We start from the raw sequence: 15378 nt of genomic DNA, 5'->3' as shown, positions 1-15378 counted from the left end.
TACGGGGAGGTCCGGCCGACCCGGTGGCCCCTTCGGGCTGCAGGGCGATCACCCGTGGCACCCGCTTCACACGAAGGAGACCAGCGTGCACGATGAGCAGCCCTCGTACCGGGGAGCCTGGGTCGTCCTCGGCGGCGTCCACCTCCTCAACCGCACCGCGCCACGGCGACCAGACGAGCCGATCGTGCTCGTACGGGTGCCACCGCAGGAGGTATGCCGGCCGGCCACCACCGTGATCGTCCGCTGGAACGCGCTGGGGCCCTGCCCGGCCGAAGCGCTGCAGCCCGGCGGCACCCGGCTCGGGGCGGCCAGGATCCACGGCGGCGAACTGTTCCCCGACGCCATCGCCGGCCCCGCCCTGCGCGGCCTGGTCGGTACCGAGGCCGCCCCCGGCCTGGTGCCGCTGTGCTACCTGGCCGAACACCCCGGCGGCGGCTACCACGCGTACGCTCAGATCCGCTTTCACCCCGAGGACGCCTGCTTCGTCCGCACCACCCGGGAACCAGTCGGCCACGGCCCGGTCGAGGAACTGCGCTGGTTCGACCCCGTGCTGACGGCGCACGCAGAGTCGAGTACGGCGCTCAACAACCATCTGCGGTACTTCCGCAAGCACTTCTCCGGCACTGAGCTGGAGATCAAATACACCCTCGACCCGGCACCGGACATCTGGTCCGCGTCCATGGAACTGCTCAAGGCACTTCGCGACGGCAAGCTGGAAGGCTGCCGTCCGGAGTACCGGGAAGAGTTCCAGATCCACCACACCGAGAACCATCTGTTCGACGTCACCGGCCCCGAGCCCGAGATCGGCTACGCCTCCTTCATCCCCACCGTCACCGCCGGGCACGTGCTCAAACGAAAGTGGTTCACCGAGGACGCCTTCGCCCGCCGCGAGGAACTCACCCCTGGCCTCGACATCACCCCCGACCGCTTCGAGACGTTCCTGCGCGAAGACCTGAACCTCCAGGTCCGGGCCATGCCGCCCTTCCAGCGCGTCCGCTACGACATCCAGTGCGAGTCGCTGCGCACCGGACACGTCTACGGCATCTTCCTCGACCGCTGCGCCCTCCTGGCGGCCCCCGACGTGGTGCTCTCCCAGTGCGAGCTGGAGTACCTCCGCTCACGCAGCATCCTCGACCACCACCAGGACGAGATCCTCATCGAGATGAAGCGGATCGACAGCTGGCTCTGCGAGTACCTCGCCAGTCACGGTTGGACCGCCGAGCACACCTTCTACTCCAAGCGCAGCTTCCTTCGCGACGCCATCGCCCTCCGCCCGGACCTCGCCACGCCATGACCGACCAAGCGCCCCCCGGCAATCCCCCGCAGGAGGTACCGCAACCCACATGAGTGATCGAACACTGCATCACAGCCCGCCCCACCCGACCACACAAGGAGAGAGCCCGGTATTCGAAATCACGCTCTAGATTTCGCCCTCCTCCACCCGTTACGGCTACAGCAGGACCGCCGTTACCCGATCACCTGTCCGCATCTTGCCCCGAGGAGTCCCCATGCATCCCGTACGCCGCCCTGGACTCGTTCATCCTGCGTTCGAAAATGCCGCTACCTCCTCGGGCGCCAGCCTTCGCCTCACCTCCGGTCGCGCAGCTCTGCTCGACGACGGGTCACGACCGGATACGAGGTACCTGGCATGACGCAGCCCGCACCTCTCCCGTCCTCCGTTCTCACCCATAGCTTTCGGCACGGCGGTGCCCTCGTGACCAACGGTCGGCACACCGTAGAACGCCTGGTACAGGAGGGCCGCCCGTGAGCGACTCGCCTCACCAGCTGATCGCCGACGTGGCACAGGTCCTGCTCCGTACGAACGGCGCCGCCCTGTGCGTACGCCGCGCACTGGACGCCGCCCTCGCACCGGGACAGCTCACTGTCGTGGGCGGTCACCTGGAAGTCGGTGAACCACTCGACCATGCTGCGCGACGCGAGGCCATGGAGGAGGTGGGGGTCCTTATCACTGCTGAGCAGCAGGAGTTCTGCGGGCTAATCCACCACCACGACTCCGACGGTGGCCTGGACCGGATCACCGCCGTGTTCGTGGCGCAGTCGTGGACGGGTGAGCCGTACAACGCCGAGCCGCACAAACACGAAGGGCTCTTCTGGGTGCCGATGGAACGACCGTCGCCGGACTGTCACCCCTACACCGCCACCATCTTCCACATGCTCACCCACGGCCCGTCCTACCGGGCCATCAACTGGCCTGCGGGAGGCGCCCGGTGAAGAGATTCTTCGGCCCGGTCACGATGGCCGATCCGCAGGTCTCCGACGCCGAACACGAGCTGTTCGGCGGCCCCCTGCGACCCACGGCCGCCACCCAGGAGCATGACGTGAACCCCCGCACCCTCGACCACACCGACACCCTCGAACTGCCCGTCACCGGCGACGGTCCATTCAACGCCCTGCACACCTTCTGGAAGCCGTCCCACTACGCCACCGGCCTGGAAGCCCACACCGAGTCCTGCAGCTGGCGTACCTTCCGAGTCGGCGACCTCGTGGTCGGAGTCCGGCTGCATGCCGAGGACCGCACCGTGATCGCCGACATCTACACCGCCGGTGACTTCAAGCCCGCCGACCGCGAGGAGCTGACGCGCCGGCTCATCTCTTCATACGGGTTGGACGAAGACCATGCGGCGTTCGCGGAACTCGCGTCCCATGTGCCCGCAATGCGCGAGGCACTCGCAGTCCTGGGCGGGATGCGGCAGTCGTGCCCGGAGGACCACTTCGAGATCGCCGTGATCGCCCTGCTGCTGCAGAACGTCACCATCCGCCGCACCGCCCAGATGACCCGCAATTTGCTGGCCCACTACGGCCATCTCGTCCACTTCGACGGGATCACGCTGCGGGCCTGGTTCACCCCAGACGAGATCGCCCACGTTCCGCCCGAGACGCTGAAGGAACGGGACCGGCTGGGCTTTCGCGCCAAAAGCCTTCCGCACTACGCGGCCTACTTCCGCGACCACAGCACCGAGGACCTCAAGGCTGCCGGAAACCTGATGGAGGCCGTCCAAGAAATCAAAGGAGTGGGCCCCTACACCGCCGCGGTAATTGCCTCCCACGCTTCCCGCGCCCCTGCCGCCTTCGGCATCGACGTGTGGAACCGCAAGATCCTTGCGCGCCGCCTCCTCGACGCTAACGACGCCGCGCCGGAGACCGTGATGACCCGCCTCAACGAACTGTTCCCCGGCTACGCCGGCACCGCCGGCCTCTACCTCGTCGAGCACGAGTACCTGACCAATCCCGTCGCCTCGCTCCTGCGTTCCGGCCCCGACGCCCTCACCGCATGGAACGCGGCCCTGGAGCAGACCGGAACCTGACCCGCCCCAGGTCGAGAGCAGCGGACGCCACCGCCGCCGCTGCTCCTCGTTGCCATGCCCCACCGCGCCCGACGGGATCCCCCCGCAATACCTCGAAAGGGTTATCCCAGCTGTTCGAGCGACACAGGCGCGACCCACGACAAGGCCCGCTTGACCCTGGCCACCCAATAGAACATCCGTCCACTATCTGCCCCGGATCTGCCCGTGACAGACCCGTCCGGGGGCCGTTGTTAGAGCACCAGTACCCCTCGTGCGTCCATCTGGAGGACTCCGTGAACCCTGTGCCCGTCCCTGCGAATCCCATCGCCGCATTCGAACGTCCCATGCCGGCTGTCCCGTGCTCCGCACGATCCGGGCGGCAAGTTGACGCCGCTGCCCAGCGCGCAGCACGACCGGATACGAGGTGGGCAGCATGAGTGAGCCCACCGATGCATCACCCGACAACATCCCGGGGCCGCGCACCGCCCCGCTGGAGTCCACACCCTCCTCGTTGCCTCCCGGACCGACGACCGGGCCCGACGCGTCCTCTACAGCCGAGCCGGATGAGCCATCGGAAACGGCTGCCAGGGAGCCGCAGATGCGGTACATCGATCTGACGGGCAGCCATGAAGCGGCCGGCCGTTCGATCAGGATGCGCGATATGGCCCGGCGGCTGCCGCAGTTGGTACGCCGGTCACTGGCTCTCGCATGGCGGGTCGACCGCCGAGCGACCATCGGTCTCCTGCTGTGCCAGGCCGTCACCGGCGTGATGCAAGCCCTCGGCCTGGTCGCCATCAGCGGCACCCTGACCGCCCTGCTGACCAGCGGAGACGTCTACCAGCGGCTCCTTCAGGCGTGGCCTTCTGTGGCCCTGCTGGCCGGCACCGCCGGCGTACGCGCCCTTCTGGGGATCACCGTCTCCTGGTTGTCTTCCCGGTTGGGCCCACTGATGTCGCGCGAGGCCGAGCAGATGCTGCTCACCGGCTGCGCCGAGGTGGAGCTGTGCGCCTATGACGAGCCCGACTTCAACCACGACCGCGAAGCCGCCGACCGCGGGGCGCAAGTCACTGGGGACCTGATCAACGAGGGGCAGGACCTGATCGCCTCGTCGGCCTCCTTCGTCGCTGGAGCGATCGTGCTGGCCGGCGTGCACTGGGTCCTTCTCCCCCTTCTGGTCGCCGCCAGCCTGCCGCAGGCCCTGGCACAGGTCAGCGCCGCACGGGTGCGATACCTGGCAAATCTGCGCAGCAACGGCGATCTGCGGATGCTGTCGATTCTGCGCTGGCACATCTACACGAAGGAGGCTGCCGACCAGATCCGTGCCGGCACCATGGCCGGTTTCCTCTCCGGCCGGTACCGGCAGACGGTCGCCCGGATCAACCGCGAGGACCGCGCCGCCGCTGACAAGGCGGCCCGCATGTCCTTGATCGGCGCGCTGTGCGGCGGTGTGGGTTCGGCAGTCGTATGGGCGGCGGTCGTGTGGCTGCTGGCCACCGGCCGCATCAGCGTCGGGCACGCCGGGACGGCTGTGTTCGCCTTGCAGACGGTGGGCCAGTCGGTCCGCGGTCTGGTCTCGGTAGGGGCGCGCGCCGTGCGCACGGGCCTGTACATGGACGACTGGAGCGGCTTCCTGGACAAGGCCGGAGGGTTCCGCATGCGCCGGGGCACGCATCGCCCGGGGCCTCCGAAGAAGATCGAGATCAAGTCGGTCACGCACCGGTACGCGGGCAAGAACCAAGACGCTCTGTCCGACGTGACGCTCACCCTGCGCCAGGGTGAGGTCACTGCCCTGGTCGGCTTCAACGGCTCGGGTAAGTCGACGCTGTCGAAATTGATCAGCGGCCTCTACCTGCCCACCGACGGGCAGGTGCTGTGGGACGGCGTTCCCACCGGCGACGCCGAGCCGCAGGCGCTGTGGCAGCAGGTGGCCCTGGTACCCCAGACCTACGCGCGTTGGCCTTTGACGGTGCGGGAGAACATCACCCTCGGGCAGCCCACGGCGCGTGGGGACGCGGCGGTACGCGAGGCGTGTGAGGCCGCTGGCGCCGACGAGGTCGTCGACAAGCTCGGCGCCGGGTTGGACACCCTTCTCGCCCGCGAGTGGCTCAACGGGGAAGAACTGAGCGGGGGCCAGTGGCAGCGCATCGCTCTCGGAAGGGCGTTCTTCCGCCAAGCGGGACTATTGGTCCTTGACGAGCCGACCGCGAACCTCGATCCGCTTGCCGAGTACCGGATTTTCCAGCGGCTACGGGGTCTTGCCCGGGACCGGGTGGTACTGCTGGTAACCCACCGCATCACCAGCGTCGCCGTAGCCGACCGGATCGTCGTGCTCGACGAGGGCAGGGTCGTGCAGGAGGGCACCTACGAAGAGCTGGCCGAGCAACCGGGTCTGTTCCGAGAGCTGTTGTCGTGCCAGGTCTCCTCGGATGCCCGGGACGATGACGAACAGCGGCAGGCATCCGCATGAGCACACGCCCGCGGAAGAGCATCGTGCTTACAGACCTGTCCGCCGCCGTGAGCACACAGCACACCGCCATGCTTGCCCGTCCGGATGCCGATGTGCTGACCGGCCCACATCCATCTGACGCCCCCTACTGCGGCCGAAGGGGTTTCTGCTCCGCAGCTGTATCCGGGGCAGCGACCCGGGCGTGGACACCGCGGTGCCTGGGATGCACGAGCAACACGATCACGCAGCCACGGTCGTGCCGGGCGTGCGCCCGACGGGAGCCGAGGGGGTACGTCATGTCCTCCCCGTGTGACCCCATCTCGTCGGCCGGAGGGACGTCGCTGTGGCGGCACCAGGACTTCCGTCGATACCTGACCGGCCAGGCCGCCAGCGTGGCCGGCAGCTCGATCAGCGCGATGGCCCTGCCCGTGCTGGCTGTTCTCGAACTGGATGCCAGCCCTGCCCAGGTTGCCTGGATCACGTTCATGGGCCAACTCCCGCCCGCTCTTCTGGCGTTGTACGCCGGAGCGCTGGCCGACCGGCGCTCCAAGCGGAAGCAGATGATCACCGGAGATCTGGTCAGCGCCGCCGCGCTGGCCAGCGTGCCCACAGCGGCGGCGCTGGACAGGCTGTCCCTGACCCAGCTCATGGTGGTCGCCGCGGTGCAGGGTGCGGCAGGCGTGCTGCATGATGCCGCCGCGATCAGTCTCCTGCCCAGCTTGGTCGACCGGTCCCTGATCCAACGGAGCAACAGCCGTATCGGCGCCGTGTTCGCCGTCGCCGCCACCGCCGGCAGCAACCTCGGCGCCGGCCTGACCGCGCTCCTCGGACCAGCCCGGGCACTGCTCGGTGACGTCGGCTCCTACCTCGTCAGTGCCTGGTGCACCGCCCGCATCCAGACACGCGAGACCACCCGGGCGCAAGCCGGAAGCCACCGTGTGCACACCGAGATCGGGGAGGGCCTGCGGTACGTACACCGCGACCACCGGCTGCGCACACTGACCCTGGTCAACGCGACTACCTCGTTCGCCCTGGCACTCCTCAACACCCTGTGGGCCCTGTACCTGCTCAAGTCCCTTTCGATGAGCCCGACCGCCTTCGGCGTGGTCCTGGGGCTGGGAGCCCTCGGCGCGGCGGCAGGAGCACTTGCCGCCCCGGCCCTCACGCGACGGTACGGGGCCGGGCCGATGATGCTCGTCGCGCTCGCGCTCACCCCGCTCACCCAGATCCCGTTGCTGCTCGCTTCCCCAGCCCTGACCTGGCAGATCGGCATCGGCGCCGCCCTGTTTCTCCAGCTGGCCTGCGCCGCGGCGGCGGGAACCACCCAGCGCTCCATTCGTCAGGTCGTCACCGCCGATGACATGCAGGCCCGCATGCAGGCCGTGAGTACCTGGCTCACCTCAGGCGCCCGGCCGGTGGCCGCCCTGGTCGCGGGCGGCCTCGGGACGCGGATCGGGGTACGGCCCACCCTGATCGTCGGCACCTGCCTGCTCCTCGTCCCCCTCGTGGTCCTCTACCGCTCCCCACTACGCGGCCTCCGCCAGATGCCCGGAGCCCAGCCTGCCCCCTCCCATCCAGGAGATCCACTCGTGCAACCACCCGTCCCCTCCCCCTCACCTTCACCCGGCGCCGCCCCCGCCGACGACGGACAGCGCAATCCCGCGGTGGGCGGAGGTGGTACGGCGTGAGCGCGGAACTGAACGTGATCGGCGGTCACCTGTACCTGGAGCGGGACGGGATGGTGCTGCTCGGGCAGCGGCACCCGGATTCGGCATACGCGGGCGGCCAGTGGCATCTGCTGGCAGGCCATGTGGAACGAGAACCGGCCCGGACCTGCGTGGCACGGGAGGCGCGGGAGGAGGCGAAGCTGGTCGTCGCCGAGGAGGACCTCGTCCTCGTGCATACGGTGCACCTCCTCGACCACGAGGACGCCGTCCCGCGCGTGGGCTTCTTCTTCCGGGCCAGCCGGTGGGAGGGCGAGCCCCGCGTGCTGGAGCCGGACAAGTGCCTGCGTTGGGCCTGGTGGCCTGTCGACGGCCTGCCGGAGCCGACCGTTCCCTACACCCGAGCGGCCATCGAGGGGATTCGTGCCGGCCGGCTGTATACCGAGATCGGTTGGGAGCGGCGGAAGTGAGCGCCCCGGAGATGGACACGCACCGGCCTGGTCCTGAAGCCGCCCAACAGCCGGACTCCTCTTGCAAACACCGCGCACAGATCCCGGATACACCCGCGCCTTGCGGTGCAAGCACTGCAAGAACGGCCGTAGGCCCAACCGGTCAGGAAGGAGGAGAGGGTTCTGCATCGAGCACGTCACACCGTCCAAGGATGTCCGCTGACCTGCTCGCCGCAACAGCCGCCGCCCGCACCGCGATGGTCGACCGCCTCGTCGCCGACGGCGTGCTGACCGACCCGCGGCTGCGCGATGCCCTCCTACGTGTGCGGCGGGAAGTCCTTCTCCCCCACGCATACGTCCGGGTCAGCGGCCCAGGCGCGGATCCGATCGACTGGCGGCTCCTCGACGGCTCGCACCCCGACGACCAAGCGGAGTGGCTCGACCTCGTCCACAGCGGCGACTCCGTCCTGCTCCAGCGCGACGGCGAGCCGCTGGACGCCCTTCGCCGAGGACCGGTGACCGGCGGCCACATGACCTCCATGAGCACCTACGCCCCTGCCACCGTCGAGGTGTTGCAATGCCTCCAACTGGATTGCGGGCAGCGGTTCCTGGACCTTGGTTCGGGTCCGGGGATCTCCCTGGCGCTCGCCGCTGCCATCACGGGCCCTGGCCGTGCCACCGGGGTCGAACGCGATCCGCACATGAGCGTGTTCGCCCAGCGGAACCTGGACCGGCTAGGACTGGGAGCGACGGTCGTCGAAGGTGACGCGCTCAACGGACACGCCACCGGGGCACCGTATGACCGGATCCATTCCGGCATCGGCGTGCCCTGCATCCCGCTGGCCTGGGTGGAGCAGCTCGCCCCCGGCGGAACGCTGCTGACCACGCTCGTGACCAGAACGCCCAGCTGGCCAGGTCAGATGCGCGCCACTCGCACGATGAAGGGCAGGCTTCAGGCGGTGCTGACGGGCAGGCCGCGCGGCCACCGGCCCCTGCTCGGCTACGAGTGGCTCACCGCCGTGACCCACCGGCCCAAGGTCAAGGCTGACCCCGGCCGACCGCGCCCAACCCGGCTCGCGCCGCCCGACGATGACGCCCACGGCTTCTGGATCGCCGCCGCGTACCTGGCACCGGGCTTGGTCAGGGATTTCCAGGCCGACACGATGACCATCGTCGCCCCGGAGGAGGATTCCTGGGCGGTGGTCGGCCCCGGCGACGGCACGGTCCGCGTGCACGGGCCGCGTGATGTGTGGGCCGAACTCGAAAACGTCCACGACGCTTGGGAGCGGGCGGGCCGTCCGGACACGTACCGGGTCGATATTCCGGACGGCGGGGGCCCGCAGCGCGTCGCCTCCGGTCCCGGCCGGATGGCCCTCACCTGGACGCTGCCCCCGCTCGCCGCCGTCCCCCACCAGACGTCTCCATCGCTCGGGAGTTGTCCATGACCCAGCAACGGCACCCCGTTCCCCCGCCCGCCGACGGCCCCAGTCGACCGGCTGGGTGGTCCGAGGAATTCCTCCGCCACCGCGACGGCCAGGGCTGCCCCATGTGTGACAACGACTTCGCCGCCGAAGACATCGGCTGGGGCATCCTGCTCCACCAGGGCGAAGTGGCCAACGCCTACCTGTGGCGCTCGGGCCAGGTCCGGGGCTACTGCGTACTCATTCACCGCGGCGCACCGCACGTCGCCGAGCCCACCGACCTCTCAGACGCCCACGCCGCCGCGTACTGGGCCGACACCCTCACGCTCGGCAAGGCCCTGACGGCGTTCTACCAGCCGATGAAGATGAACTACTCCACGCTCGGCAACGTGGTGCCCCACCTCCACACCCACATCGTTCCCCGCTACGCCGACCACGCCGACCCGGCGCCAGGCGGGCCGCTCCCGTGGACGGCCCTAGATACAAACCGCCCGGACGAAGTACAGCTCCAGGCGGACGCCGCCGCGCTGCGCGCGCTGCTGGAGCAGGCATGAGGGGCCGCCCGGATGAAGAGTCCGGGGACCTGTTCGCCTCTGCGGCGGCCGATTACGCCCGATACCGGCCGGGCATCCCGTCCGAAGCGGTCCGCCTACTCGTCGGCACAGTGAGAGGTGTCGCTCGGCCTGTCGTGCTCGATCTCGGCTCCGGGACCGGGCAGGTTGCAGCTGCGCTGCTCCCCGCTCTTGCGCATGAGGCCCGCCTGGACCTAGTGGATCCGGACCCAGGGATGCTCCGCGAGGCCACTGAAACCCTCGCCCCGCTCCTGGGTGACAGTCCCGCTGGCTTCCACTGCGTGCGGGCCGAGGACTTCACGCCGCCGTTCGACGGCTACCGAGCGGACCTGGTCACCTGCGCGCGGGCGTTTCACTGGATGCCCCGCCCCGCGGTCCTCACGATGGCCGACCGCGTCACCGCTCCCGGGGCCGGCGTGGCGATCATGGGGGATGGCAGCCTCTGGACCTACCAAGCGCAGTGGACGGCAGATCTGCAGCGGCTCATCCAGTCCTACCTCGGCCCCGAGCGGCGGGCCGGCACCGCTGGGGCGTACACCGAGCCGGGGCGCCGCTACGAGGACGACCTCGCCGAGTCCGCGTTCAGCGACGTCAGCGAGCACCGGATCCCGGTCCGCCGCACGTGGACACCCGCAGCCGTGGTCGGTTATCTACGCAGCACGAGCTTCGCCCGCCCGGCGCTCTTCGGCGATCAGCACGCACGGTTCGAGCAGGAGGCCCACTTGCTGCTGGAGGAACACGCCCGAGGCGAACGGCTCGTCGAGGACGCCGTGTTCACCATGCTGCTCGCGCGCCGCCCCGGCGGTGACCGGTGAGCGGGGGGCGGCACACCGAGCCGCTGGACGTGCACCTGGTCGCGGTCCGCGATACCGCGGCCGGCCCCGAAGTGCTCCTGTCCCGGCGGGCCGGCGACGTCTACGCGACAGGACTGTGGCATCTCCCATCTGGTCACCTCGACCCCGGAGAGGATGTCGTCACCGCGCTCGTGCGGGAGACCAGCGAGGAGACCAGCGTCATCGTCGACCCCGCTGATATCCGCGCGGCCGTCACCGTGCACCACCGCTCCCCCGGCGGGGGCGCACGCGTCGGGTTCTTCTTCGAGGTCCGGCACTGGCGCGGCAACCCCCGCGTCATGGAGCCGGACCGGTGCGACGCTATGGGCTGGTTCCCGCTCGACGCGCTGCCGCAGCCCATGGTGGCCTACTGCCGGGCCGGGCTGGACGCCTACCGGGCCGGAGCCCGGATGGCCCTGCATTTCCAGGAACCCGGCGATCCCATCGCCTACGCCCCGGCCGTCGACCGGCTGCGCCTCGTGCCCGACGCCGGTCCAAGCAGCACGGTCCCTGAGGACGCGGTGCGGGACTTCGTCGAGCGGGCGGTCGGCAGGATCACCGGCTGGACGGATGTCTCCTGGGCACGCAAGGGCAGTCAGGTGTGGCGGGCACGCGATGCCGAGGATTGGGTGTGGTTTGTCAAGATCCACCAGAACGACCGCTTCCACCAGCGCGAGTTGGCCGCATACCGCAGCTGGGTTCCCCGTCTGGGCCCGCTGGCACCCCGTCTGGTGGCCGCCGACGAATCACTGCGGGCCATCGTCATCACCACGGTGCCAGGCCGCTCCCTGCACGGCGCCGTCCACCTGCCCGACCAGGAGCGGCGGATCTTCCACTGCATCGGGCAGCTCGCGGCAACCATTCACCGCAGCGCCCCGGCACTGCCGCCCCTCCCCGACTCTCTGCCGCTCGAGAAGCTGGAACGGCACCTCGACCGCGCACGCGCCTACTTGGAGCCCGGGGACGAGGCGTTCATCCGTGCCACCGCAAAGGGGGCCTCTGGTCTGCCGGCCCTGGAGAGGGTTCCCACGCACGGTGACTTCCAGCGGCGGAACCTTCGCTGGGAGCAGTCGACGGGCATCTTGTACGTGATCGACTTCGAAAGAAGCGAAGGCGGTTCGGCCGTCAGGGACTTCGTCCGCTTGTCCGACGCCTGGCACGGACGGCCGGACCTGCACGAGGCCCTGATGACCGGCTACGGCCGCCCCCTGTCCCTCGCCGAAGAAGAGCACCTGGTCGTCCTGTCCGTATTGGATGCCGTCTCCGGCATCCAATACGGCGCCGCCCACGGCGATCCGGAACTCGTCGAGCGAGGCCGCCGCACCCTGGCCCGGCTCCGCGCAACGAACCGTCTTTGACCAGCACACCACACCACCCGCCAGCTGAAGAGCAGTTGAGGAGCACGCCCGTGGCGTACGTCGTCCGTGACCAGTGGCAGCAGCACTATGCCGACGGCAAGGGGTTCCGGGAACTCGGTGAGCGCGAGCGGGCCCTGCTCGCCGAGCACGCTCCCGTTCCCGATGGCGGCGGACGGGCGCTCGATGTGGGCTGCGGCACCGGCAGCCTGGCCGCCTACCTTTCCTCCCTCGGCTACACGATGGACGCCGTCGACTTCGCCGACAGTGCTCTCGCCCGGGCCCGGGACGAACACGCCGACGTCGAGCGGGTGCGCTGGATCTGCCTGGACATCGAGCGCGACGACCCGGCAGATCTGCACGAGGACGGCTACGACCTGGTCACCATGCGGCTGATGTACCCCTTCCTGCGCGATCGCAGCCGCGTCCTGCACGGGCTCGGTGAACGACTGCGGCCCGGCGGCACGCTTGTGGCCATCACCCCCGTGGTCGAGCACACCCCGGCCGAACGACGGGACATCGCCCTCGACGAGGACGAGGTCCGCCTGCTCGCCGAAGGCTGGGAGACCGTCGAGCGGCTGGAGGCGGACCAGCTCACTGTCCTGGTCCTGCGCGGCCCGTGCCACACCGGCACCCGGGCGGTGGAGCGGCAGCGACCGCCCTCCGGTCTGGCTGTGACAGGCGCCCTTGCGGTCGTCACCGACGAGGCCGGCCGGGTCCTGCTCGGCCGCTCGCGCCGGGGCATGTGGGAACTTCCCGGCGGGAAGACCAGTGGTGCGGAGTCCTTCGAAGCGGCGGCGGTTCGGGAACTGGCCGAGGAGACGGGCCTGACCGCCTCGGCCTCGGACGCACACGTGGTCACGATGCTGGCCGACGACAGCCACGGCGTGCCGCGGCTCACCGCGGTCGTCCGTATCACCGCATGGTCCGGCACCCTCGCCAACCGCGAACGGCAGTTGTTCGACCGGTGGGAGTGGCATGACCTGCACGCCGTGGCCTGCCTCGGTCCCGTGTTCGCTCCAGCCGCGCAGGCCCTGGGCGCGACCTGGCCCGGGGTTATTCCTGGCCTTGCACCGGTCCACTCCTATCCGCTCGCGATCGACCAGCCGCCCGTGCCCGGCGAACCGGCCGAAGCTGTCCGGCTGCGCCAGCAGATGACCCAGACGGTCATCGACGGCGGCTGGGCGCCCTCCGAACCGGTACAGCAGGCGCTGCGCACGGTGCCCCGGCACCGCTTCGTCCCCGAGAAAGCCCTGAAGACCGCGTACGACGGCGGCGACCGGGCCGTCGTCACCCGCCGCGACGAGACGGGGAAGGCGACCAGTTCGGTGTCTGCTGCCTGGCTCCAGGCCGACATGCTCCAAAGCCTGTGCCTGAAGCCGGGAGCGATCGTGTTCGAGGCGGGATCCGGCGGCTACAACGCCGAGCTCATCGCCCATGTGGCCGGCCCCACGGGCAGGGTGGTCACCGGCGACATCGACCCCTACGTCGTACACCGCACCCGGCGGTTGACCACAGAGGCCGGCAGCGGCCGTGTCACCGCGTTCCAGGGCGATGCGGCACTCGGCGCCCCCTCACACCTCGTACCGCGCGGCGGCTTCGACGCAATCGTGATCACCTACAACTCCTGGGACATCTCCCCCTCCTGGCGGGAGCAGGTAGCTGAGGGCGGGCGCCTAGTCCTGCCCCTCGAAATCCACGGATACACCCGGGCGATCGCGTTCGAGCGACGCTGCGAGGTACTGCATGCGCGGAAGTTCACGCACTGCGGATTCCTCCGCGCCCAGGGCGAACACGCCCGCCCTATCCCGGCCGTGGACCTCCTCGACGGCGAGCTGAAGCTCCGATTCGAAGACGGCACCCCCGCCTCGACGAAGGGATTGGAAGAGGCGCTGCGCGGGCCGCGCCACCAGGTCGCCACCGGGGTCACCATGGGGGCGGCCTTCTACTTCGGCTCGCTGCAGCTCTACGCGGCCACCACATTGCCAGGCTTCGTCCGTCTGTCCGCCCACCGGGAAAAAGGCACGGGTGTCACCCAGATCGCGAAGGACGGCGATGCGCCGGCGATCCTCGGCGACGCCTCACTGGCCTACCTCATCCACGTCCAGACCCGGCACGGTGACAGCCCTGCCGAAAAGGAGTGGGAGTGGGTCGTCCACGCCTTCGGCCAGCACGGCCCGCAGCTCGCCGAGCAGCTGGCGGCCACGGTGAGAGCCTGGGACCGCGACGTACGCACGAACGACGGCAAGCAAAACGACCCTGTCCTGACCGTTCACCCGGCTAGCACCCCCGACCGCCAGCTACCCGCCGGCGACGTCCTGGACAAGCCCCACAGCCGCCTCGTGTTCCAGTGGCCGGGCCGTGTGCCGTCGCCGTAGACCCGGCCGGACGAAAGACGTGGGGCTGACGCTGAAGCGCGCCGGACCAGGACGGCCTGCTATGTCCGGCATACGTGAGCCCGACGGAACCCCGGCTCACGGGCGTCGAGTCCCACCCATCGATCCCTGCACCTGCTAGAAGCCTCCACGACCCTGCCGTCCGCATCCCATTTCCCCGAGGAGATCCATGGCCGAGACGACCCGCCCCTCCGAACAAACCGAGCGCGAAATCTGCAACACCACACGCAGTCCTTCCGGTGACCCGGTGCTGGTGCACGCACCGCCCCGCCTGGTGTCCGAGAGCCAGCAAGCCGACGGATCCGAAGCCACCAAACAGGCTGTCACCCTCCTGGCCCCAGAGATCCGAACCGGCCGATGCCAGTGCGGTGACATCGCATACGAGGTAAGCGGCCTCCCGGATGATCCCCATCTGTGCTCATGTCCTCACGAAACCCGGATCTCCGGCGGTCCAGCCGTACTCTGGGTCGGCTTCCACAAGAACGGGCTGGCCTGGACAGGCCCCGGCGGTGAACCAACCTGGTACTCGACATGGCCAGACCTTCGCCGCGGGTTCTGCCCCCGATGCGGCACCCACCTGATCTCCGTCGCTGACTCCACAGACATGATCATGGTGACCGGCTTCAGTCTCGACCTCCCCCACCAACGCGGTATCGAGCCCGTCGGGCATTCCTTCCGAGAGAACGCCGTTCCGTGGATGAAGATCACTCTCGCCCCAGAACCGCCCCGGTCCGCGGCCACGCTACCGTGCGGTTCATCACCAGCCCGCACGCCGAGCGGCTGATGTCCGTCGCCGGGCTGCCGAAGCCGGCCCAGGCATGCCGGTCGTCCGCTCGCGGACGCCGATCGGCAGCACAGTCCACACCCCTGCCGCCAACGCGACTCACCAACGTGGCCATCAGCAACCGGATCGGCGTCCTGGACGAAGGACAGATCA

General features: G+C 69.5%; 12 protein-coding genes. All 12 read left to right on the top strand.

Translation table 11 applies throughout. The features are described 5' to 3' along the window. Positions 1 to 85: 85 nt before the first annotated feature. The 12 genes from AQJ66_RS03205 to AQJ66_RS36900 all read left to right on the top strand — a co-directional run bounded on the left by AQJ66_RS03205 (position 86) and on the right by AQJ66_RS36900 (position 15225). Positions 86 to 1294 (top strand): hypothetical protein, encoded by a 1209-nt coding sequence (locus AQJ66_RS03205; RefSeq protein ID WP_061915971.1) that lies wholly within the window; start codon positions 86 to 88, stop codon positions 1292 to 1294. A gap of 470 nt (positions 1295 to 1764) precedes the next feature. Then, entirely contained in the window at positions 1765 to 2232 is a 468-nt protein-coding gene (locus AQJ66_RS03200; RefSeq protein ID WP_061915968.1) for an NUDIX domain-containing protein, read from the top strand. Further along, the gene (locus AQJ66_RS03195) at positions 2229 to 3326 is read left to right on the top strand and encodes a DNA-3-methyladenine glycosylase family protein (protein ID WP_061915966.1); all 1098 of its coding nucleotides are present in this window, start codon (positions 2229 to 2231) and stop codon (positions 3324 to 3326) included. The genes AQJ66_RS03200 and AQJ66_RS03195 overlap by 4 nt, the downstream gene beginning before the upstream one ends. Positions 3327 to 3903: 577 nt before the next feature. Then, complete coding sequence (locus tag AQJ66_RS03190) at positions 3904 to 5772, top strand: ABC transporter ATP-binding protein (protein WP_061915963.1); 1869 nt, start codon at positions 3904 to 3906, stop codon at positions 5770 to 5772. 275 nt (positions 5773 to 6047) lie between these two features. Continuing rightward, positions 6048 to 7439: an MFS transporter gene (locus tag AQJ66_RS03185; RefSeq protein WP_061915960.1), complete on the top strand. Its 1392-nt coding sequence runs from the start codon at positions 6048 to 6050 to the stop codon at positions 7437 to 7439. Further along, positions 7436 to 7885 (top strand): NUDIX hydrolase, encoded by a 450-nt coding sequence (locus tag AQJ66_RS03180; RefSeq protein ID WP_006143061.1) that lies wholly within the window; start codon positions 7436 to 7438, stop codon positions 7883 to 7885. Before AQJ66_RS03185 ends, AQJ66_RS03180 begins: the two co-directional genes overlap by 4 nt. A 191-nt stretch (positions 7886 to 8076) precedes the next feature. Then, positions 8077 to 9309, top strand: coding sequence for a methyltransferase domain-containing protein (locus AQJ66_RS03175; protein ID WP_244162727.1), 1233 nt, complete (start codon positions 8077 to 8079; stop codon positions 9307 to 9309). Positions 9310 to 9410: 101 nt separating this feature from the next. Beyond that, positions 9411 to 9839, top strand: a complete 429-nt coding sequence (locus AQJ66_RS03170; RefSeq protein ID WP_006143063.1) for an HIT family protein — start codon at positions 9411 to 9413, stop codon at positions 9837 to 9839. Then, positions 9836 to 10672, top strand: a complete 837-nt coding sequence (locus AQJ66_RS03165) for a class I SAM-dependent methyltransferase (RefSeq protein ID WP_061915957.1) — start codon at positions 9836 to 9838, stop codon at positions 10670 to 10672. Before AQJ66_RS03170 ends, AQJ66_RS03165 begins: the two co-directional genes overlap by 4 nt. Next, a complete protein-coding gene (locus tag AQJ66_RS03160) occupies positions 10669 to 12048 on the top strand; it encodes a phosphotransferase (RefSeq protein ID WP_061915954.1) in 1380 nt (459 codons plus the stop codon). The genes AQJ66_RS03165 and AQJ66_RS03160 overlap by 4 nt, the downstream gene beginning before the upstream one ends. Before the next feature lie 50 nt (positions 12049 to 12098). Beyond that, positions 12099 to 14423 (top strand): methyltransferase, FxLD system, encoded by a 2325-nt coding sequence (fxlM, locus tag AQJ66_RS03155; protein ID WP_079060036.1) that lies wholly within the window; start codon positions 12099 to 12101, stop codon positions 14421 to 14423. A 187-nt stretch (positions 14424 to 14610) separates the two neighbouring features. After that, positions 14611 to 15225 carry a GFA family protein gene (locus AQJ66_RS36900; protein ID WP_079060035.1) on the top strand — a complete coding sequence of 205 codons (615 nt, stop codon included), beginning with the start codon at positions 14611 to 14613 and terminating at the stop codon, positions 15223 to 15225. Positions 15226 to 15378: the final 153 nt, after the last annotated feature.

It is taken from the genome of Streptomyces bungoensis, from assembly GCF_001514215.1.
Classification (GTDB): domain Bacteria; phylum Actinomycetota; class Actinomycetes; order Streptomycetales; family Streptomycetaceae; genus Streptomyces; species Streptomyces bungoensis.
This window is presented reverse-complemented; position numbering and strand designations above follow the sequence as displayed.